This window comes from Polaribacter sp. R2A056_3_33 (genome assembly GCF_019278485.1).
Classification (GTDB): domain Bacteria; phylum Bacteroidota; class Bacteroidia; order Flavobacteriales; family Flavobacteriaceae; genus Polaribacter.
The window spans coordinates 4,122,172-4,143,992 of the sequence record NZ_CP058984.1; the positions used below are offsets into that span (position 1 = coordinate 4,122,172).

The window sequence follows — 21,821 nt, forward strand, 5'->3', positions numbered from 1 at the left end:
TTACATAAATCTCCCCAAAGGGAAAAACTTACTCAATATTAATTTTATATTCTGATAAAAGCCCAATAATATTTTCTTTACTAAACTTCCCTCCTTTTAAGCGATTCTTTTCCGGACTGATATTAAAGTTAAAAGCGGTTCTAAAGTCTGACTTTTCTAAATTAGTTTCACCAAAAATTGCGCCATTAAAATCACAATTATCAAAAATGGAATTGGTTAAAACTGCTTCTGTAAAATCGACTTCTTGTAAGTTACAATTACTGAATTTTGTATTCGGAATTTTTAATTGATAAAAAGACGAAAAACTTAATTGACAATCTTTAAAACTAAACTGTAATAAAAACGCATCGCATTCATTAAATTTCACTCCCATCATTTTACAATTGATAAAAGCAACCTCTCTAAAAGCAGTATTATTTAAAATTGCATTGCTAAAATTACAATCTATAAATTCGCATTCTACAAACTGAATATTGGACGCATGTACATTCTCAAAATTACAATTGGTAAATATACAATTGTCATACTCACCTTTGTTTATTTTAGTTTTCCTGTAATCTATTTTAGTAAATTCTTCGCTATCAAAATAAGTATCTGTCATCTAAAATTACTCTTGTTTTGTTAACTTATAATTTAATTCACTTTCAATTTTATTACCATCAATATCTAGCATTTCAATGTAATTGTCTCCAATTTCATATTTAAAAGGACTCGTTTCCAACTCTAAAATTACTTTTCCGTTTTCAACGGAATAATTTCCTGTTTTCGTAAAAACAGTATCATCACCTTGTCCCTTATATACACTCTCTAACACAAAAGTTTTATCAGAATTTAAGGTCATTTTATTATCGATTCCAGTACAACTTGCACATGGAAATTCGCCAATATAAACACCAGAAACATCTTGTGCTGTATTATTTTTACATGCTGAAAATAGAATACAAACTACCGCTATAACTTTTATAATATGTTTCATTTTATTAATTATTTTAAACCTCTTGCTTCTAACATTGGTGCTGCTTTAGGATCTCTCCCTGCAAATGTTTTATACATTTCTGCATAATCCATTGTGTTTCCTTTAGATAAAACTTGCTCACGGAATTTTTGTCCGTTTTCACGAGTTAACAAGCCATTGTCTTTAAACCAATCATACGCATCATGACTCAACATTTCTGTCCATAAATAAGAATAGTAACCAGCAGCGTAACCACCACTAAAAATGTGTGCAAAATAAGTAGAACGGTATCTTGGAGGGATTTCTTCCAAATTTAATTTCATACTTTTTAAGGCTTCTGCTTCAAAATTAGCTACATCTTCAATGGCCTCTTTTGGTGAAATTGTATGCCATTTCATGTCTAAACTAGAAGAACATAAATTCTCTATCATAGAATATCCTTGGTTAAAAGTACCCGCATCTTTAATTTTTTGCAACAATTCAGCAGGAATCACTTCTCCTGTTTTATAATGTATCGCGTAATTATTTAAAATTTCTGGATGTGTTGACCAATTTTCATTAAACTGAGAAGGAAATTCTACAAAATCTCTTGCGGTACTTGTACCGGAAATAGATGCATATTTTTGATTTCCGAAGAAACCGTGTAATGCATGACCAAACTCATGAAACATGGTTTCTACTTCATCAAAACTGATTAATGCCGGTTCTCCTTCTGCTGGTTTTAACGAATTACAAACATTATAAATTACAGGTTTTTGATTGCGTAATTTAGATTGTTTTACAAAATTACTCATCCACGCACCACCACGTTTGCTATCTCTTGCAAAATAATCTCCAAAGAATAATCCTAATTTAGAACCGTCCTCTTCAAACAACTCATACACCACAACATCTGGGTGATAAGTAGGAATATCTGTACGTTTTTTAAATGTAATTCCGTATAATTTTGTTGCCGCATAAAAAACTCCTTTTTCTAAAACGTTTGTCATTTCAAAATAAGGTTTTACATCATCTTCATTTAAGTTATATTTAGATTTACGTACTTTTTCTGCATAATGATTCCAATCGTAAGCAGCTAATTTAAAGTCTTCTCCTTCTTTATTAATTTCTGCTTGAATCTCTTTTATTTCAGATGTTGCTTTGTCTAAAGAACCAGGAATTAAGTTTTTGAACATGTTAAAAACCTTGTCTGAAGTTGCCGCCATGGTTCCTTGTAAACTCCAACTAGCATAGTTATCAAAACCTAATATCTGAGCTTTTTCTGCTCTTAACTTCGTCATTTTTAAAACAAGATCACTTGTATCATACTCACCAGCATCTGCTCTATGAATCGATTTTTCGAATAATTGTTTTCTAACTTCTCTATTTTCTAACGTTTGTAAAGAAGCTTGTTGCGTTGTATTTACTAACTGAATTTCATAGGCACCATCTTTTTTTTCTAAAGACTTTATTTTTTCATCAGAAAAACCTTTTAAACCTTCTTTATTAGTAACTGTAATTCCGCCTTTTTTACTTGCATCTAATAATTTTTTTCCAAAATCGTTAGACAAACTCGCTATTTCTGAATTGATTTCTTTTAATTTCTCTTTTTTTTCTTCGGATAAATTTGCGCCTGCTTTAGAAAAATTCTTAAAATATTCTCCAACCAAATGTTTAGATTCAGCATCTAAATTAGCTTCAGAAAGATTTTCATAAACCGATTTTACTTTTGCAAACAATTGTGTATTTAGTAAAATATCATCGTTGTGTTTAGAAAACTTTGGCGCTAATTCTTTTTGATTTTCTTTAATAGTATCATTGGTATGCGCGCCTGCCAATCCATAAAAAACAGCAGTTACATCATCTAACTTTTTACTACTTTCTTCTAAAGCTAAAATGGTATTTTCAAAATTTGGAGCCTCAGTATTCTGAGTAATTTTTTCAATTGCCTCATTTTGCAATTTCATACCTTCTAAAATAGCCGGTAAAAAATGTTTTGCTTTAATTTTAGTAAAATCTGGTGTACCATATTCTAACGTACTTTTCACTAATAAAGGATTTTTAGAAATATCCATTGTGTTTTCTTTTTTAGCTTCTTTAGTGTTGCAAGAAATCACCAATATTAAAGATGCAGCTATTGTTATATATTTTTTCATTTTTTTTTTATTTTAGTTACAAAGTTAAAAGCAGTAACAGAGTTACAAAGTCAGACTTTGTATACTGCAACTTTGTATTTTTTTCAAACTTTTTAACATTCTTAAAAAGCTTTTAAACTTAAATCTAAATTATAAACCGAATGTGTTAATGCACCAGAAGATATAAAATCTACACCACATTCTGCGTATTTTCTAATCGTTTCCTCGTTAATTCCGCCTGAAGATTCTGTTAAGCAAGTATCACCAATTAGTGCAACTGCTTTTTTAGTATCTTCATAATTAAAGTTATCTATTAAAATTCTGTAAACACCGTCGTTAGATAAAATTTCTTTAATTTCTTCTAAACTTCTCGCTTCCACAATAATTTTAATATCGATATTCTTTTCTGCTAAATATTTCTTTGTTTTGGTAATTGCAGCTGTAATTCCGCCAGCGAAATCGATGTGATTGTCTTTAATCATTACCATATCATACAATGCAAAACGATGGTTTTCTCCTCCTCCAATTTTTACAGCCCATTTTTCAATAGCTCTAATTCCTGGTGTTGTTTTTCTAGTATCTAATACTTTAGTTTTTGTTCCTTTTAATAAATTTGCAAAAAAAGCTGTTTTTGTTGCTATTGCAGACATTCTTTGCATAGCATTTAAAACCAAACGTTCTGCCATTAAAATCGATTGAGACTTCCCGGAAACATGAAAAACAATATCTCCATATTTTACATCATCACCATCATTTATAAATGTTTCTATTTCTAAATCTTTATCAACGTAAGAAAAAACTTGTTTTGCAAATTCTACTCCGGCTATAATTCCGTCTTCTTTTACCAACAATTTTGCCTTTCCTTCTGCATCGGCAGGAATACAAGAAAGTGAAGTATGGTCTCCATCTCCAATATCTTCTCTAATAGCATTTTTTATAATTAAATCTAACTCGTTCTGAAATTGTTCTTTTGATATCATAATTATTGAATTCTGATGTAAAAATAACCAATGATTTTCAACTTTTGGTCTGTTCTGTCCAATTTATGTTTTAAAACTTATAAATTTGTACCGACAATAATTGTCTCCTCGAGCGCAGTCGAGAGGTTTTTATAAGGTCTCGACTGCGCTCGACCTGACAAGAGTTATGAAAATTAAATTACTAGCCATTGGTAAAACTGACAATAAAAATTTGATTCAGTTAATTGATGAATATCAAAATAGATTAAAGCACTATATAAAGTTTGAATTAGAGATTATTCCCGACATTAAAAACGTAAAGAATTTAAGCGAAATTCAGCAAAAAGAAAAAGAAGGTGAATTGATTTTATCTAAACTGCAGAACACAGATAATTTAGTTTTGTTAGATGATAAAGGCAAACACTTTACCTCTATTGAGTTTTCTAAATATTTACAGAAAAAAATGAATGCTGGTATAAAACAATTAGTTTTAGTAATTGGTGGACCTTATGGTTTTTCTGATGCGGTTTATAAAAAGTCTGTCGGAAAAATATCTTTATCTAAAATGACATTCTCACACCAAATGATTCGATTATTTATTGTTGAACAATTGTACAGAGGTTTTACAATTCTTAAAAATGAGCCTTACCATCATGAATAAAAAATATTTTTCTATTTCTTACTTCTACTGTAATCTTGAGGTGAATGTGATGTAATACTTTTAAAGGCAATAAAAAAAGGATTATATGATGCAAATCCCGTTTTATAGGCTAAAGACTCAAAGGTTTCTGTGTTTAAAAAACCACCTTCAATAAGTTTAAGAGCATCTTGTATTCTACTATTTTTTCTATATTCTGTAAAAGAAATTTTAGAATGATATTTAAACAAATAAACAATATGACTTGTAGGTACCCCTAAAGTTTCTGCAATATCACTCTGTGAAACTTTTTGACCTCTAAAAATAAATTGTTCTGCACTTAATTTATCAACTTCTTGAATATAACTTACAATATTGGTTCTTATATTTTCTTGTAATCTATAATCTTGACTATCTTCTTTTATAGAGACTTCTATTACCCAATTATTACCTACAATGTCACTTACTGAAGCTAATTGCTCTTCCTCTTCAGGTGATACCTCATTAAATTTTAATAAAGTTTTATTAAGAATAGGAAGTCCGTATAAAATTTCTGGAGAGATTAAAATTTTAAAGAAAACGGATAACCAAAAAAGCATTGAAAAAACAGCCATTGTTTTCCCCGAAACCTTAATACCTGATTTAAACTCTAAATACAAGGAAATAAAAACCATTAAACTACAAAGTATGTTAATTACAAAAAAATAAATGGTCCAATTTTTAACCAAATTAAAATGATCTTTATTTAAAAGCATGTTTTTTCTGAACCAAACTTTATTCTTTAACAATCTAAATATTAAAACGATATAAAACAGCACAAAAATTGATATCAAATAAAAATTAGTCATTGTACCAAAATAAAATATAAAGCTATTTTGTAAAACTTCGACTGAATTGATTAGATATAGAAATATTATAAAAAAAAGATGTTTAAAATCTTTAGGGTTGTATGCTTTTTTCTGATCTACTAAATGCTTATAATATAAATATAAAGAAGGAGCAAGAATTAAAAAAAGTAAGGAATATAAACCGCTATCTGGTTTTAAAATCGATTGTAAACCTAAAACATAACTACCATGAAAAAAATAACGAAATGAAATTACACTTATAATTAAAACTAAAAAAAAATTACAAAATGGATTAGATCTATATGACCTAATCATTAAGGTAAGTGTAACAAGCCCAATAATGCCTGTAAATAAAAATAAAAAGGCTGCGATCAAACTATTTGAGGTATTTTTATTTATCAAACCTACAAAAAATTAACTAATATTCTTTTAATTTTATTACTGATTCATTAAAATTCTTACTGATTTCATTAAAATGACTAGTCCTTAAATTTTTAAATGAAGTTTACATTATTTATTTATTCTAAGTTTGAGTTGGCATATGCAAAGAAGAAAAAGAAGAAGAGTAAATAAACTTGTCAACGACAATATATGTGTTTATAGAAAATTAAAAAGTAATTTTTATGAATTTGGGGGAATAATAAAATAGTTTCTTTTGATTTTTATGTAAACACATGTTGACAAGTTTTTTATACTTACCAAAAAAAAATCGTAACCTATAACACTTTATTTTACACTTTTCACAAGAGCTCTTCCTGTTACAATAATTCCTTAATTTAAATTTTTATATTAATCAATTTCTATCGCTTAACTCTTTAAAATTTCACTGTTTAATTTCTTACATTTGCTAAAATGAAACAGATGAAATTAGTTTTCGCTACCAACAATTTAAACAAACTTGCTGAAGTTCAAGAAATGTTACCAGATTCAATACAATTATTGAGTTTAAAAGACATTAACTGTTTTGATGAAATAGAAGAAACAGAAACCACTTTAGAAGGAAACGCTAAATTAAAGGCAGATTATATTACCAAAAAATTCGGTTATAATTGTTTTGCTGACGATACCGGTTTAGAAGTAGAAAGTTTAAACGGAAAACCAGGTGTATATTCTGCACGTTTTGCAGGTGAGCCTTCTAATTCTGAAAACAATATGCAAAAATTATTGGTAGATTTAAAACCTACTGAAAATAGAAAAGCACAATTTAGAACCGCTGTTGCTTTAAACTTAAATGATGAAAATTTTCTTTTTGAAGGAATTTGCAAAGGAGACATTTTAGAAAAGAAACACGGAGAAAAAGGTTTTGGATATGACCCCATATTTAAACCAAAAGGTTATGAAAAATCTTTTGCAGAAATGACTTCAGAAGAAAAGAACACCATTTCTCATAGAGGAATTGCAATTCAGAAATTAGTGAAATTTTTATCAAAATATAATTATTAGAATCAAACTCTAGAACATTATCTTCAAGTTAAAAATATTTTAACTTGAAGATAAAAGCACAGCTTTAGAGAAATTTAAGTAAGTTTAGACTGTGCACAACCAACAAGCATCAATGGAAAACAAATCATACACAAAACACTTCCTTTTTTTATCAATTTCACTGGTAGTTTTGTTCTTTTTGAATATCAGTTTTGGATCTGTTTCTATTCCGTTTAAAGATATTTTCAACAGCCTTTTTGGCGGTAATGTAACCAAAGAAAGTTGGGAAACCATTATTGTTAATTTTAGAGTACCAAAAGCCATAACAGCTATTTTAGTAGGTTCTGGCTTGTCTATTTGCGGTTTACTCATGCAAACCTTATTTAGGAATCCTTTGGCGGGTCCTTTTGTATTGGGTATCTCTTCTGGAGCAAGTTTAGGAGTTGCTATTTTAATTTTAGGTTCTTCTGTTTTTGGTGGCTTTTTTCTAGCAAGTTCTGTATCTAATTGGTCATTACCTATAGCTGCAAGTCTTGGTGCTTTTTTAGTTTTATCTGCTGTAATTATTGCTGCAAACAAAGTTAGAAACACTATGTCTATTTTAATAATTGGATTAATGTTTGGCTCACTAACATCTGCAGTTATTAGTGTTTTAGCTTACTTTAGTGAAGCAGCCCAAATACAGCAATACCTCTTTTGGAGTTTTGGAAGTTTGGGTAATTTAACTTGGAATGAAATTACCGTTTTTACTATTATTTATTGCATCGGAATTTTAGGAACTATTACCGTTATAAAACCTTTAAACAGTTTTTTATTAGGTGAAAATTACGCAAAAAGCTTAGGCGTTAATGTCAAAAAAAGCCGAAATATTATTTTACTAATTACCAGTGTTTTAACGGGTGTAATTACAGCATTTTCTGGACCAATTGCATTTGTAGGATTGGCAGTTCCGCACATTGCAAGAATGTTATTCTCGAGCTCTAATCATAAAATATTATTGCCCGCAGTAGCTATTATTGGTGCCATTGTTTTGTTAATTTGCGACGCCATAGCACAAATGCCTACAAGTGAATTTACATTGCCTATAAATGCAATTACATCTTTATTTGGTGCACCCATTGTTATTTGGTTGCTAATTAGAAAAAAGAGATTATTTGTTTAAAAGGATAAATTAATCCTAACCTTCCTTTTGGGAAGGAGGTAGCTCATTTATGAATAAACAAGAAAATAAACATATCGTTTTAAAAACTGAAAATCTATCTATAGGTTATCAGCAAAAAAAGACCCCTAAAATTATTGCTTCAAACATCAATTTAGAAATTGAAAAAGGAAAATTAATAACGGTTTTAGGCAAAAACGGAATTGGAAAATCGACTCTTTTAAGAACACTTTCTAAGGTTCAGAAACCTATTTCTGGTGCTATATTTATTCATCAGAAAAACTTAAAAAACCTTACAGAAACCACACTTTCTACACTGTTAAGTTTAGTATTAACAGAGCGTTTACCAGAAAGCCAATTAACGGTTTACGAATTAATTGCCCTTGGTAGACAACCTTACACCAATTGGATTGATAAACTTTCTAGTAAAGACATCGAAAAAGTAGAAACTGCATTACAACAAACAGAAATAGAACATCTTAAAAATAATCGTTTTTATGAATTAAGTGACGGTCAATTACAAAGAGTTTTAATTGCACGTGCACTTGCACAAGATACCGATATTATTATTTTAGATGAGCCAACAGCCCATTTAGATATGCATCATACTATTAAAATATTTTCATTGTTAAAAAAGTTAGTTGCAGACACTCATAAAACCGTTATTATTTCTTCTCACGAAATAAACCTGTCTATTCAATTAGCCGATCAAGTAATGCTTTTAACAGAAAACACTGTTCATTTTGGTACGCCAACAGAATTGATAGCAACAAATGCTTTTGACACCCTTTTTCCTAAAGAACTTGTTAATTTTAACAAAACGTTACAACAATTTGTGATTAACAAAAGTTAAGTTTGATGTTTAATTTACAATCAACTTTATAATTTTTATTCAACCAACTCATGAAAAACACCTTTTACACTATTGGGCTATTCTTTTTAATAGCATGTAGCTCTAGTAAAACCACCACGCAAGAAGATTTAAATATCGATTATGCTGCAAAATATGCAGAATCAATTACGGCTGAAAACTTAAAAACACATTTATATATTTTTGCTTCAGATGAGTTTGAAGGAAGAAATACAGGTGAACCTGGACAAAAAAAAGCAATTAAATATTTAAAAGATTTTTACGTAAGCCAAGGTATTGCTTCACCTTTAGGTGGTGATGATTATTTTCAGGAAGTTTCTGCAGAATTTTTAAATAAAAACTCTAGAAGAGGAAACTTAAAAGATTCTGAAAATGTTTTAGCTTTTATAAAAGGCACAGAAAAACCAGATGAAATTGTTGTTATTTCTGCACATTTAGATCATGAAGGAATAAAGAATGGTGTAATTTATAATGGAGCAGATGATGATGGTTCTGGTTCTATGGCTATTTTAGAAATTGCAGAAGCTTTTCAAAAAGCAGCTAAAGCTGGAAAAGGGCCTAAAAGATCTGTGTTATTTTTACATGTTACCGGAGAAGAAAAAGGCTTATTAGGTTCTAAGTACTATACAGAAAACCCTGTTTTTCCTTTAACAAATACCGTTTGTGATTTAAATATAGATATGATTGGTAGAGTTGATAAAGCACATACTTTAGATTCTAATTATGTGTATTTAATTGGTGCAGATAAATTAAGTACAGAGCTTCACGAAATTTCTGAAAAAGCAAATACAAAATATACCAATATTAATTTAGATTATAAATATAATGACGAAAATGATCCTAATCGTTTTTATTACAGATCAGATCATTATAACTTTGCAAAACACAATGTACCTGTAATATTTTATTTTAACGGAACTCATGAAGACTACCACAAGCCTTCTGATACTCCTGATAAAATTGAATATGACTTATTAGAAAAAAGAACGCGTTTAGTGTTTCATACAGCATGGGAAGTTGCCAATAGAGAAGCAAGATTAGTTGTTGATAAAGCTGGCAAGTAATACATTTTAGTCAATAAAAAATTAAGAAAACCTCACAATATTGTGAGGTTTTTTTGTATGCATAATTAATTTTTATTGATAACAAAATGAATCATGATAATAGTCATATCTAAAAACTTATATAACCGCTAATTTTGCGAACAGAAAAACAGTGTAAAAACACCGATTTTTATTAACTACAACTAAACAAACTAAAAATGTTACAAAACAGAAGAATTTACTTACCACCATTAAGTTTAATTGGCCCAGGAGCGTTAAACGATTTAGGAGAAGAATTAAAAAGCTTACCTTACAAAAAAGCACTTTTTGTAACTGACGAGGTTTTAGTGAAAATTGGTGTTGCTCAAAAAATTATTGATGTAATGGAAGCTTCAGAGGTTGAAGTAGTCCTTTTTGATAAGGTTCAGCCAAACCCTACTTGCCAAAATGTAAACGCAGGTTTAGAATTGTTAAAAGACAATTCATGTGATTTTATCTTGACGCTAGGAGGCGGTTCTCCACAAGATTGTGGTAAAGCTATTGGTATTTTAGCAACAAATGGTGGAGATATTAAAGATTACGATGGTATTAATATATCAAAAAAAGCAGCATTACCAATTGTAGCAATTAATACAACTGCTGGTACTGCGAGTGAGGTTACTATTAATTATGTGATTACCGATGCGGAACGTCATATTAAAATGGTGATGGTCGATAAAAATTGTTTAGTTTCAATTGCTGTAAACGATCCAGAATTAATGATTGGTATGCCTGCAGGTCTAACCGCAGCAACAGGTATGGATGCCTTAACACATGCTATTGAAACGTATGTTACTAAAGGAGCTTTTGGTTGGTCTGATGCTTTGGCATTAGAGGCTATTAAATTAATTTCACAAAGTTTAGAAATAGCTGTTGTAGATGGTAAAAATATCGAAGCAAGAAGCAAGATGGCTTGGGGTCAGTTTATTGCTGGTCAAGCTTTTTCAAATGCTGGTTTAGGTTATGTGCATTCTATGGCACATCAACTAGGTGGTATGTATAATTTACCTCATGGTGTTGCTAATGCAATTCTATTACCACATGTAGAAGCTTTTAACCTACCTGCTTGTGCACATAAATTAAAAAGAGTAGCAAGAGCTATGGGAGTTGGTGTATTAGAAATGAGCGATACACAAGGTGCTAATGCTGCTATTTCTGCTATAAAAGCCTTATCTAAATCTGTTGGAATTCCTTCTGGATTAAAAGAATTAGGTGTTAAAGAAGAAGATTTTGCAGAAATGGCTAAAAATGCTTTAGCAGATGTTTGTACAGGAGGAAACCCTAGAGAAGTTACACTAGAAGATACTATTGCAATTTATAAATCAGCAATGTAATTTTTTTTTAAAATAATATTTAAAAACCTCACAATATTGTGAGGTTTTTAATTTTAGAACTTATTCCGTCGCTTTTTTATAATCAACTAAAAGCTTTTGTACTTTTTTATCATCATAGACAATTGGGTACAATTCTTTTAAAATAATATTATAATCGTAATCTATTTTTAAAGCAGTAATTAAGTGGTCAAATCCGTATTTTTCTTTATTCAGAATAAAAAATAAGCCTGCTAATCTATATTCTATTTCAGCAGCATCTTTGTAAAATTTTTGTGCTTTAATTAAAGTACTTATTGCATCGTTAAATTCACCTAAAAAAGATAATACATCCGTTAGACCAATAAAAACCTCTAAGTCAGTATCATTTAAACTTAAACATTTTACATAACCAACTACAGCTTCTTCATAGAAATTAAGTCTTAAATTAATTTCAGCATATCGTCTCCAATACAAGAAATTGTCCTCTTCAATTTTTAACGCCTTAGAAATATAATAAGCTGCTTTCTGATAGTCTTCATCTAAGAATGATAAATTAGCAAGTGACACCCAACCTTTATCTAATAAAGGATCTTCATGTACCGCTTTTTTATAAAATGAAATAGCTTCATCTAAATTTAATAATTTTTCATAACACTCACCTACCCTAAGACACACAAAAGCAGTCGCATCATCTAATTCTAAGGTAATTAAATAATTATCTATAGCTTCTTTATAACGCCCTAGTTGCTCTAAGGTTTTTGCTTTTTCTAAATAACCCCCAATAAAAGATTCATCAATTAAAACAGCATATTCAAAAGACATCAATGCCTTTTCAAACATTTCTAAAATAAAATACTGCCTTCCTAATTGATGCCAAGCAACTTCACAATATGGATTTATTTCTACATAACTGTTTAAATAGGTAATTGCTTCTTCATGTTTAGCCTCCATATCAAAACAATAGACAACATTATATAAGGCAGAATAATCTTCAAAATCTACTTCTACACACTTTATAAACGTAGAACGTGCATTATTAAAGTCGTCTAAATACAAATATTCCATGCCTAAAAGAGACCAAACATCTACTTTATCATCTGTAAAAGTCAACGCTTTTTTTAATAATTCTATAGACTCTTTATGGTTTCCTTGTTTAGAACTGATGGTTGCTTTTTGTATAAAAACTTCATCATTATTAGGCTCTAAACGCTCAATTATTTTTAATAATATGGATGCTTTATCTAACTCATCTTCAAAAACATAAATTTCTACTTGTAGTAATTTTAAATCTACAGAAGCAGGGTGTTGTTGCAACCCTAATTTTACTGCTTTTTTAGCCAAAGCATGTTTACCAGCATCTAAATAATGTACAATTATTTCTTCAAACTCAACCAGATCAAAAAAATAAACTGCGTTGGTTTTAAGCATGGATTCAAACTTTAAGAGGGACATAACTATTAGTTTTGAATTAGTATATTAAAGGTACTATAACTCCTAGTTCCCATTTAATTTAGGTTATTTTTTTTTTAACAATTTAGTTAACATTAAAGTGATTTCGTTTTTAGTTGCTATAAATTTTGCACATACATTTATTTACAGTAATTTTGATTTTCAATAACTATCAAGCTAAATTGATAGCTTTTCTTATGAGCAAAAAAAACTTACTTAACTCAAAGGATATTGAAATAATTTTACATCGATTGGCTTGTCAGTTAATCGAAAATCATAACGATTTTTCTAATACCGTATTAATTGGTTTACAACCTAGAGGTAGTTTTTTGGCTAATAGATTAGCCGATTTATTAAAAAACACCTACAACGTTAAAAACTTAAAATTAGGATTATTAGATATTACCTTTTACAGAGACGATTTTAGAAGAAGAGATGCACCTTTAGCAGCTACAGCAACTAAAATGGACTTTATAATTGAAGGTAAAAATGTAGTAATTATTGACGATGTTTTGTTTTCTGGTAGAAGTATTAGAGCTGCATTAACTGCAATGCAAGCCTACGGCAGACCAGAAAATATTGAGCTATTAGTATTAATAGACAGACGTTTTAGTAGACATTTACCAATTCAGCCAAATTATAGAGGCCGTCAAGTAGATGCTATTAACCATGAAAAGGTATTAGTTACCTGGAAAGAAACACATAAAAAAGACGCAGTTTACATAGAATCAAAATAATTATGTCAGAATTAAGTGTAGAACATTTATTAGGAATTAAGTATCTAAAAGAAACTGATATTGATCTTATTTTTAGAACTGCAGATCATTTTAAAGAGGTAATTAACAGACCTATTAAAAAAGTTCCTTCTCTTAGAGATATTACTATTGCTAACTTGTTTTTTGAAAACAGTACGCGTACAAAACTAAGTTTCGAATTGGCAGAAAAAAGGCTTTCTGCAGATGTAATTAACTTTTCTGCAGGACAATCTTCTGTAAAAAAAGGAGAAACTTTAATTGATACTGTAAACAATATATTGGCAATGAAAGTTGACATTGTTGTTATGCGACATGCAAGTGTTGGTGCTGGAGTTTTTCTATCTAAACATGTAGATGCTAAAATTATTAATGCTGGAGATGGGACACATGAACATCCAACACAGGCTCTTTTAGATTCTTATTCTATTAGAGAAAAATTGGGTAGTGTAAAGGGCAAAAAAATTGTTATTGTAGGTGATATCTTACACTCTAGAGTTGCATTATCTAACATTTTTGCGCTGCAATTACAAGGTGCTAAAGTAAAGGTTTGTGGTCCTACAACCCTTATTCCTAAATACATTTCTAGTTTGGGTGTAGAAGTAGAAACCAATCTTAAAAAAGCTTTAGAATGGTGTGATGTTGCCAATGTTTTACGTGTTCAAAATGAAAGAATGGATCTTAAGTACTTTCCTTCTACCAGAGAATACACGCAACTTTTTGGTATAAATCAGGAGATTCTAGATAATTTAGACAAGAAAATTGTAATCATGCATCCAGGACCTATAAATCGTGGTGTAGAAATAACAAGTGAGGTTGCTGACTCTAATCAATCTATTATTCTAAACCAAGTAGAAAACGGAGTTGCCGTAAGAATGGCCGTTATTTATTTATTAGCACAACAGGTTAAAAGATAAATATAAACGCGGTATACAATTCGTGTACTAAATCTGTAAACATGAAAATAGACAAAAAAGATACATATACACTTATTACAAGTGATGAAAAGTCATTCTCTGAATTCTATAATTCTTTCTTAATTGAAGAAGAAAAAAGATCTAAAGAGCATATTATTATACAAATTTCAGATAACATTAACGCTTCAATAAAAGATTTTTCACTATTTTTGAGAATAGCAGCTCAAAAAAAGGAAAATGGCACATCATTTGTATTAGTAAATTCTAGTATTAATATAGACGATTTTCCAGACCACTTCAACATTACACCTACCTTACAAGAAGCAATAGATGTAATAGAAATGGAAGCTATGGAAAGGGAACTAGGATTTTAAACAAGAAGCAAATGGTAAAAAAACTACTTTTTATTTTATTTTTATGTTACACTACAATAGGTATTTCTCAAGAAACATCTATAGATCGTTTATCTGCTGCGCCTAATCCATTTACAAATTCTACCAAAATTAGTTTTTCATCAGATGCTAACAAGACTGTTTATTTTACTGTTAAAAATGTTTTAGGAAAAACGGTATATAGAAAAAGTATTCAGATTAAATCTGGTAAAAATAACATTCCTTTTTATAAAGATAATTTAGCTACAGGTATGTACATTTATAGTATTCAGGACAATAAAAAAACCATCTCTAAACGATTTGTTATTAGATGAGTATAGCACTAACTATTTTAGGATGCCATTCTGCAACTCCTAGAAAAAACGCTTTTCCTACTTCTCAATATTTAGAAATTAACAACAGTCATTTTTTGATTGATTGTGGAGAAGGTACGCAGCGTCAAATGAGAAAATATAAAGTAGGTTTCTCTAAAATAAATCATATTTTTATTACGCATTTACATGGTGATCATTTTTATGGTTTGGTTGGCTTATTAGCTACTTTCGGTATTTTAAACAGAGAAAAAGAACTCCATATTTATGGACCAAAAGGTATTAAAGAAGTTACTTTATTACAATTGAGAGTTTCTCAATCTCACGCTAAATATAAAATGATTTTTCATGAATTAACTTCAAAAGAAAGTGAACTTATTTTTGAAGATGATAAAGTTTCTGTAACTACAATTCCTTTAAATCATAGAGTTTATACAAATGGTTATTTGTTTACAGAAAAGCAAAAACCAAGAAAATTAAACATGTTAAATATTAGCGGATATCCAGATATTGATAAAGCTGATTATTTAAATATTAAAGCAGGTAAAGATGTTGTTTTACCTTCTGGAGAAATTGTTTCTAATTTAGAATTAACAATTCCGGCAGACAAACCTTTAAGTTTTGCTTTTTGTAGCGATACTTGTTATAAACCAGACATTATACCTATTATAAAAGATGTAGACTTATTGTACCATGAAGCTACCTTTTTAGCAGATAGAGAAGATTTGGCAAAAAAGACAAAACACGCAACAACGAAGCAAGCTGCTGAAATTGCCAAACAAGCCAATGCTAAACAGTTAATAATTGGGCATTATTCTGGTAGATATAATGATATTAACGTTTTTAAAGCCGAAGCACAAGAAATATTTAAAAACACTAACCTAGCAGAACCAGGAAAAGTATTTAAAGTATAATTAATAAGTAAATTGAATTGGTTTTCTAAATTTATTAGAAAATAAAATATTTTGAAAAGGGAAGTTTAACTTTACCAATTCAATTTACTTTTTAATATTGCCCCATGCTCAACATTACTAATGTACAAGCAACTTCTACCGCTATAGAATTCTCTTCTAAAAGCTTTACAAATTCTCTATTTTCAGAACCAGGATTAAAAATTACCCTTCTAGGTTTTAATCCAATTATATAGTTATAGTATTCCTCTTGATTTTTTGGATTTAGATACAAAGTAACCGTATCAATATTATCAAACTCTTTTTTTTCGGTTTCAATGACAACACCTAAAACGGTTCCTTTTCTTATGCCTAAAGCAGCAACTGGTATTTCTTTATCTACAAGTCTTTTTATAGCAATATTAGAATATTTGTTAGGATTTGTTGATGCGCCAAGAACTAATGTTACATTTTTCATTCTGTTAATTTACGTTAAACAAATTTAATATCATAACAAATATAAACCAATCGATTAATAAAAGCTAGTAATATTAGAAATCCATTATACCTATTTAACTTCATTTTTCTAAAAATACAAAAACAGTAAATAAAATCTTAATTAACAAGAAACATAAAATAACAATAGATTTCATTGCTTAAAATAAGGTTCTAATTTCCCGTTAAAAAATACTTTCATATCATAATAAAAGACAAAGTTTCACTTTAATTAAGTAATCATTTTTAGCATCTTTGTAACATGTATCAAACTATAACAAATCATATCAATAATCATATTACTCCAACAACTATTGATTTGCAATTGTTTAATGCCATTTTAACGGAAACATCTATACCAAAAGGTCAGTTTTTACTATTACCAGGCACCATTGTAAAGCACGAATACTTTGTAATAAAAGGCTGTTTAAAAGCTTATTATATGGATGATAAAGGGAATAGGCATATCATACAATTTGCTATAGAAAATTGGTGGGTAGGAGATTTTGATGCATTTTATAATCAAACACCTTCCATATTACATATAGAAGCTATAGAAGACTCTAAATTACTATCTATAAGCTATGACAATCTTCAAAAAATTTATGATGAGGCACCTATTTTTGAACGTTACTTTAGAATTTTAACCACAAAGGCATTCATCGCGCAGCGAAAAAGAATTTTATCTACATTAGAAAAAAACACCCAAGAACGTTATCTAGAATTTTGCTCCTCTTACCCAAATATAGAAGATAGAGTACCTAATTACGATATTGCAAATTATTTAGGTGTTTCTCCAGAAAACTTAAGCCGTGTAAGGCGACAACTAAAAAGTTAAATCTTTCTTAATTGATCTAAGTCAATAATATTAGCTTTCTATTCCTTTAATTTTGTGTAGATTTAACAATAAAAAAAGTCAACATAAAATGAGCAAGCAACAATTATTAACTCCATATAATAAAAATATTAATCTAAAAAACAGGGTCGTAATGGCTCCCATGACACGTAGTAGAGCAAATAACGAAGGCAATGTAGCTACGAACGAATTACATGGTTTATATTACGAGCAACGTGCTTCTGCAGGTTTAATTATTACAGAAGGATCGCAGGTATCTAAAGATGCAGTTGGTTATATTCATACTGCAGGAATATATTCTGATGAACAGGTAGAAGGTTGGAAAAAAGTAACCAAACGTGTACATGACAAAGGAGGAAAAATCTTTATTCAATTATGGCATGTTGGTAGAATATCTCATCCAGATTTTCATAATGGTGAATTACCTCTTTCAGCATCGGCCATAAACCCAAACGCACAATCTTTTACGCCAGAAGGTTTTAAAGATACGGTTACACCAAAAGAAATGACAGTTGAAGATATTAAAACTACGGTTAACGATTTTAAAAATGCAGCTGCAAATGCAGTAAAAGCAGGTTTTGATGGCGTAGAAATTCACTCTTCTAATGGTTATTTATTTCATCAATTTTTCACAAACTGTTCAAATACAAGAACAGATGATTATGGTGGAAATATAACAAACAAAACCCGTTTCTTTTTTGAAGTTTTAGATGCAATGAAAGAAGTAATTCCTCAAGAAAAAATAGGGGTACGTTTCAATCCTTCTCTAAACGGTTTGTTTGGCATCAATTTAGACGAAGAAACCATACCAACTTTTGAGTATATTATTAAAAAACTAAATGATTATAATTTAGCATACGTTCATCTTTCAGAACCTTTTACAGATGTTTCTGATGTTCCTTTTGCTGTTACTGAAATTGCAAAACATTTCCGTCCGTTATATAATGGAACGCTAATGATTAACACTTCGTTTGATAAAGAAAAAGGAAATAAAGTGCTTGAAGATGGAGATGCTGATTTAGTGGCTTATGGTAAACCTTTTATTTCTAACCCAGATTTAGTAGAACGTTTTGAAAACAACTTAGAATTAGCTGAGTGGAATCAAGATACTTTTTATACTCAAGGACCTAAAGGTTATACAGATTACCCTAAAGCAAATAAATAAGTAGTTTTTTTAAAAAAAATAGTTTTTAATACTGTTTTAGAAACTATAATAAACAACAAATGCCAATATAAGTTTATATTGGCATTTGTTGTTACTTAAAATTTGGATTGTTATTTGCGACTAAATTATTACCACCTAATAATTACACTTCCCCAAGTAAATCCACTTCCAAAAGCAGCTAAAACAACTAAATCGTTGTCTTTTATTTTACCTTCTTCCCAAGCTTCGGTTAACGCAATAATTACAGAAGCAGCAGTTGTGTTTCCGTATTTTTGAATATTATTAAAAACCCTGTCATCAGACAATTTAAACTTCTTTTGTATAAACTGTGCGATACGTAAATTTGCCTGATGTGGAATTAACATATCAATATCTTCTTTCTCTAACTTATTTGCTGCTAAACCTTCTACAATTGCTTCAGAAAAACGTGTTATGGCGTGTTTAAAAACAAACTGACCATTCATGTAAGGAAAGTATGAAACATCATCCGGATCATTTCTTTCAATAATTCCTGGAACCCATTTTCCGGTAGACGGACCTTCTAAAACCAATTCTTTTGCATGTTTTCCTTCCGAATGTAAATGAGACGATAAAATTCCTTTTCCTGCTTCTTCACTTCTAGAGAGTACAGCAGCTCCTGCTCCATCACCAAAAATAACCGAAATATTTCTTCCTCTTGTAGATTTGTCTAATCCTCCAGAATGATTTTCAGCACCAATTACCAAAACATTTTTATACATTCCTGTTTTAATAAATTGATCTGCAACAGACATCGAATAAATAAAACCAGAACATTGGTTACGTACATCTAATGCAGGAATTGTTCCCATATCTAACATTTCTTGCACTTGCACACCACCTCCAGGAAAATACATATCCGGACTTAAAGTTGCAAATACAATAAAATCGATATCATCTTTTGTTAACCCAGCTCTTTCAATTGCTATTCTAGATGCTTTTGCCCCCATAACTGCCGTTGTGTCTTCTGTTTTAGGGTCTATCCAACGTCTTTCTTTAATTCCTGTTCGTTCTTGAATCCATTCATCTGAAGTTTCCATAAACTCTTTTAAGTCGTTATTGGTAACAACATTCTCTGGAACATAATACCCAAGTCCCGTTATTTTTGAATTATACATAATTATATATTGTTTTTTTGATTTTTTGCAAACTCTTAATACGTAAAAGTACTAATTTATAAAAATAAACGAAAGAGTTGCCATTAAAATAATATTTATGTCATCTTGTCATAAAATTCTCTTTGGTATTTTTTTTGAATAACCTTTATCAGAATAATAAATTAATAAAATAAACATAAAATGGCAAAAGGAAATATTAATGTATCAGTAGAAAATATTTTTCCACTAATTAAAAAATTCTTGTACTCAGATCACGAAATCTTTTTACGTGAATTAATTTCTAACGGAACAGATGCAACTTCTAAACTAAAGCATTTAATTGCTATTGGTGAAGCTAAAACTGAATTAGGTGATGCTAAAATTGAAATCAGCATAGATAAAGAGGCTAAGACAATTACTATTAAAGATCAAGGTTTAGGAATGACTGCAGATGAAGTTGAAAAATACATCAACCAAATTGCATTTTCTGGAGCTGAAGAATTTTTAGACAAATATAAAGACAACGAAGCTGGTATTATTGGTCATTTCGGACTAGGTTTTTACTCTGCTTTTATGGTTGCAGAAAAAGTAGAATTAATTACAAAATCTTTTAAAGATGAGCCTGCTGCTCATTGGACATGTGATGGTTCTCCAGAATTTACACTAGTAGAAAGCGATAAAGCAGACAGAGGAACTGAAATTATTTTACATGTTGCAGAAGATTCTTTAGACTTCTTAGAAGAAAGTAAAATTGGTGGTTTATTAAACAAATACAATCGTTTTAACCAAGTGCCAATTAAATTTGGAACAGAAGAAATTAACGATCCTGAGTTTACACCTGCAACTACTACAGATGCTGATGGGAAAGAAACTACAGAGCCTCATAAAAAAATTACAGTTGATAATATCATCAACAACACAGAACCTGCTTGGACAAAAGCGCCTGCAGATTTAAGTGATGAAGATTATGAAAACTTCTACAGAGAATTGTATCCAATGCAATTTGAAGAGTCATTATTCCACATTCATTTAAATGTTGATTATCCTTTTAACTTAACAGGTATTTTATTTTTCCCTAAGTTATCTACGTCAATGGATATGCAAAAGGACAAAATTCAATTATACCAAAACCAAGTTTTTGTAACGGATAATGTAGAAGGAATTGTTCCTGATTTCTTACAAATGCTAAAAGGTGTTATCGATTCTCCAGACATTCCATTAAACGTTTCTCGTTCTGGTTTACAAGCAGACGGAGCGGTAAAGAAAATTTCTGGTTACATTACTAAAAAAGTAGCCGATAAATTATCTTCTATATTCAAAAAAGACAGAGCAGATTTTGAAACAAAATGGAATGATATTAAAGTAATTATTGAGTACGGAATGTTGTCTGAAGATAAATTCTTTGACAAAGCGAAGAAATTTGCATTGTACCCAACAGTTGCAGATACGTATTTTACGTTTGATGAATTAATTGAAAAAACAAAAGATTCTCAGACTGATAAAGAAGGAAATCACGTTCTTTTATATACATCAAACAAAGAAGCACAACACAGTTATATTCAAGATGCAACAGCAAAAGGATATGAAGTATTGTTATTAGATTCTCCTATTATTTCTCATTTAATGCAGAAATTAGAAGGTGGTGATGCTAAAGTAAAATTCTCTAGAGTAGATGCAGATCACGTAGATAATTTAATAAAGAAAGACGATAACGTAATTTCTAAATTATCTGAGGATGAAATTGCAACTTTAAAACCAATTATTGAAGGTGCCGTAAATTCTAAAACATATACGGTTCAATTAGAAGCGATGGATTCTGCTTCTTCTCCGTTTATGATTACAGTTCCAGAATTTATGCGTAGAATGAAAGAAATGCAAGCTTCTGGTGGTGGTGGAATGATGGGAATGGGTAATTTCCCAGACATGTATAACTTAGTTGTAAATACAAACAGCCCATTAGTTGCAGATATTTTAAATAATAAAGATGAAGCTGAACAGAAAGGTTTAATTTCTCAAGCTTTTGATTTAGCTAAATTATCTCAAAACCTTTTACATGGTGAAGAGTTAACAAACTTTATAAAACGTTCTTACGCGTTAATCAAGTAATAAAACGTCATTA

The 21,821-nt window shown here is 29.8% G+C and carries 22 protein-coding genes; 14 read left to right on the top strand and 8 right to left on the bottom strand.

The genetic code is table 11. The annotated features are described in order from the left end of the window. Positions 1-28 precede the first annotated feature (28 nt). The 4 genes from H0I29_RS17505 to nadC form a co-directional block, all read right to left on the bottom strand. Positions 29-601 carry a pentapeptide repeat-containing protein gene (locus H0I29_RS17505; RefSeq protein WP_218753711.1) on the bottom strand — a complete coding sequence of 191 codons (573 nt, stop codon included), beginning with the start codon at positions 599-601 and terminating at the stop codon, positions 29-31. A gap of 6 nt (positions 602-607) precedes the next feature. Beyond that, the gene (locus tag H0I29_RS17510) at positions 608-976 is read right to left on the bottom strand and encodes a copper resistance protein NlpE (RefSeq protein WP_218753713.1); all 369 of its coding nucleotides are present in this window, start codon (positions 974-976) and stop codon (positions 608-610) included. Between the two features lie 8 nt (positions 977-984). After that, positions 985-3,090: a M3 family metallopeptidase gene (locus tag H0I29_RS17515; protein ID WP_218753715.1), complete on the bottom strand. Its 2,106-nt coding sequence runs from the start codon at positions 3,088-3,090 to the stop codon at positions 985-987. 101 nt (positions 3,091-3,191) lie between these two features. Continuing rightward, the gene (gene nadC / locus H0I29_RS17520; protein WP_218753717.1) at positions 3,192-4,049 is read right to left on the bottom strand and encodes a carboxylating nicotinate-nucleotide diphosphorylase; all 858 of its coding nucleotides are present in this window, start codon (positions 4,047-4,049) and stop codon (positions 3,192-3,194) included. A gap of 166 nt (positions 4,050-4,215) precedes the next feature. Here nadC and rlmH point away from each other — a divergent pair, with 166 nt between their 5' ends. Next, positions 4,216-4,689 (top strand): 23S rRNA (pseudouridine(1915)-N(3))-methyltransferase RlmH, encoded by a 474-nt coding sequence (gene rlmH, locus H0I29_RS17525; RefSeq protein ID WP_218753719.1) that lies wholly within the window; start codon positions 4,216-4,218, stop codon positions 4,687-4,689. Positions 4,690-4,700: 11 nt separating this feature from the next. On the opposite strand, the gene H0I29_RS18400 is transcribed toward rlmH, so the two are convergent. Beyond that, complete coding sequence (locus tag H0I29_RS18400; RefSeq protein ID WP_254712659.1) at positions 4,701-5,420, bottom strand: AraC family transcriptional regulator; 720 nt, start codon at positions 5,418-5,420, stop codon at positions 4,701-4,703. A 954-nt stretch (positions 5,421-6,374) separates the two neighbouring features. On the opposite strand from H0I29_RS18400, the gene H0I29_RS17535 reads away from it, so the two are divergent. From H0I29_RS17535 to H0I29_RS17555, 5 genes are all read left to right on the top strand, one after another. Then, on the top strand, positions 6,375-6,956 hold the full coding sequence (locus tag H0I29_RS17535) for a non-canonical purine NTP diphosphatase (protein WP_218730807.1): 582 nt from the start codon (positions 6,375-6,377) through the stop codon (positions 6,954-6,956). A 112-nt stretch (positions 6,957-7,068) separates the two neighbouring features. Further along, entirely contained in the window at positions 7,069-8,097 is a 1,029-nt protein-coding gene (locus tag H0I29_RS17540; protein ID WP_218753723.1) for an iron ABC transporter permease, read from the top strand. Between the two features lie 49 nt (positions 8,098-8,146). Then, on the top strand, positions 8,147-8,947 hold the full coding sequence (locus H0I29_RS17545; RefSeq protein ID WP_218753725.1) for an ABC transporter ATP-binding protein: 801 nt from the start codon (positions 8,147-8,149) through the stop codon (positions 8,945-8,947). Between the two features lie 50 nt (positions 8,948-8,997). Continuing rightward, a complete protein-coding gene (locus H0I29_RS17550; protein WP_218753727.1) occupies positions 8,998-10,029 on the top strand; it encodes a M28 family metallopeptidase in 1,032 nt (343 codons plus the stop codon). A 197-nt stretch (positions 10,030-10,226) separates the two neighbouring features. Next, positions 10,227-11,381, top strand: coding sequence for an iron-containing alcohol dehydrogenase (locus H0I29_RS17555; RefSeq protein ID WP_218730811.1), 1,155 nt, complete (start codon positions 10,227-10,229; stop codon positions 11,379-11,381). A gap of 60 nt (positions 11,382-11,441) precedes the next feature. On the opposite strand, the gene H0I29_RS17560 is transcribed toward H0I29_RS17555, so the two are convergent. Further along, positions 11,442-12,788 (bottom strand): lipopolysaccharide assembly protein LapB, encoded by a 1,347-nt coding sequence (locus H0I29_RS17560; protein ID WP_254712660.1) that lies wholly within the window; start codon positions 12,786-12,788, stop codon positions 11,442-11,444. A gap of 218 nt (positions 12,789-13,006) precedes the next feature. On the opposite strand from H0I29_RS17560, the gene pyrR reads away from it, so the two are divergent. The 5 genes from pyrR to H0I29_RS17585 are packed head-to-tail and all read left to right on the top strand — an operon-like array spanning position 13,007 to position 16,095. Beyond that, positions 13,007-13,546 (top strand): bifunctional pyr operon transcriptional regulator/uracil phosphoribosyltransferase PyrR, encoded by a 540-nt coding sequence (gene pyrR / locus H0I29_RS17565; protein ID WP_218730813.1) that lies wholly within the window; start codon positions 13,007-13,009, stop codon positions 13,544-13,546. A gap of 2 nt (positions 13,547-13,548) precedes the next feature. After that, complete coding sequence (locus H0I29_RS17570; RefSeq protein ID WP_218730814.1) at positions 13,549-14,478, top strand: aspartate carbamoyltransferase catalytic subunit; 930 nt, start codon at positions 13,549-13,551, stop codon at positions 14,476-14,478. A 41-nt stretch (positions 14,479-14,519) separates the two neighbouring features. After that, positions 14,520-14,852: a hypothetical protein gene (locus H0I29_RS17575; protein WP_218753731.1), complete on the top strand. Its 333-nt coding sequence runs from the start codon at positions 14,520-14,522 to the stop codon at positions 14,850-14,852. 11 nt (positions 14,853-14,863) lie between these two features. Beyond that, the gene (locus tag H0I29_RS17580) at positions 14,864-15,184 is read left to right on the top strand and encodes a T9SS type A sorting domain-containing protein (protein ID WP_218730816.1); all 321 of its coding nucleotides are present in this window, start codon (positions 14,864-14,866) and stop codon (positions 15,182-15,184) included. Then, complete coding sequence (locus H0I29_RS17585) at positions 15,181-16,095, top strand: ribonuclease Z (protein ID WP_218753733.1); 915 nt, start codon at positions 15,181-15,183, stop codon at positions 16,093-16,095. Before H0I29_RS17580 ends, H0I29_RS17585 begins: the two co-directional genes overlap by 4 nt. Before the next feature lie 91 nt (positions 16,096-16,186). Here H0I29_RS17585 and H0I29_RS17590 read toward each other — a convergent pair whose 3' ends face one another. After that, entirely contained in the window at positions 16,187-16,549 is a 363-nt protein-coding gene (locus H0I29_RS17590) for a CoA-binding protein (RefSeq protein WP_218753735.1), read from the bottom strand. A gap of 279 nt (positions 16,550-16,828) precedes the next feature. On the opposite strand from H0I29_RS17590, the gene H0I29_RS17595 reads away from it, so the two are divergent. Continuing rightward, positions 16,829-17,404, top strand: a complete 576-nt coding sequence (locus H0I29_RS17595; RefSeq protein ID WP_218730819.1) for a Crp/Fnr family transcriptional regulator — start codon at positions 16,829-16,831, stop codon at positions 17,402-17,404. 88 nt (positions 17,405-17,492) lie between these two features. After that, positions 17,493-18,587, top strand: coding sequence for an alkene reductase (locus H0I29_RS17600; protein ID WP_218753737.1), 1,095 nt, complete (start codon positions 17,493-17,495; stop codon positions 18,585-18,587). Between the two features lie 128 nt (positions 18,588-18,715). On the opposite strand, the gene H0I29_RS17605 is transcribed toward H0I29_RS17600, so the two are convergent. After that, positions 18,716-19,723 (bottom strand): 3-oxoacyl-ACP synthase III family protein, encoded by a 1,008-nt coding sequence (locus H0I29_RS17605; protein WP_218753739.1) that lies wholly within the window; start codon positions 19,721-19,723, stop codon positions 18,716-18,718. A gap of 180 nt (positions 19,724-19,903) precedes the next feature. Here H0I29_RS17605 and htpG point away from each other — a divergent pair, with 180 nt between their 5' ends. Next, the gene (gene htpG, locus H0I29_RS17610; protein WP_218753741.1) at positions 19,904-21,808 is read left to right on the top strand and encodes a molecular chaperone HtpG; all 1,905 of its coding nucleotides are present in this window, start codon (positions 19,904-19,906) and stop codon (positions 21,806-21,808) included. Positions 21,809-21,821 lie beyond the last annotated feature (13 nt).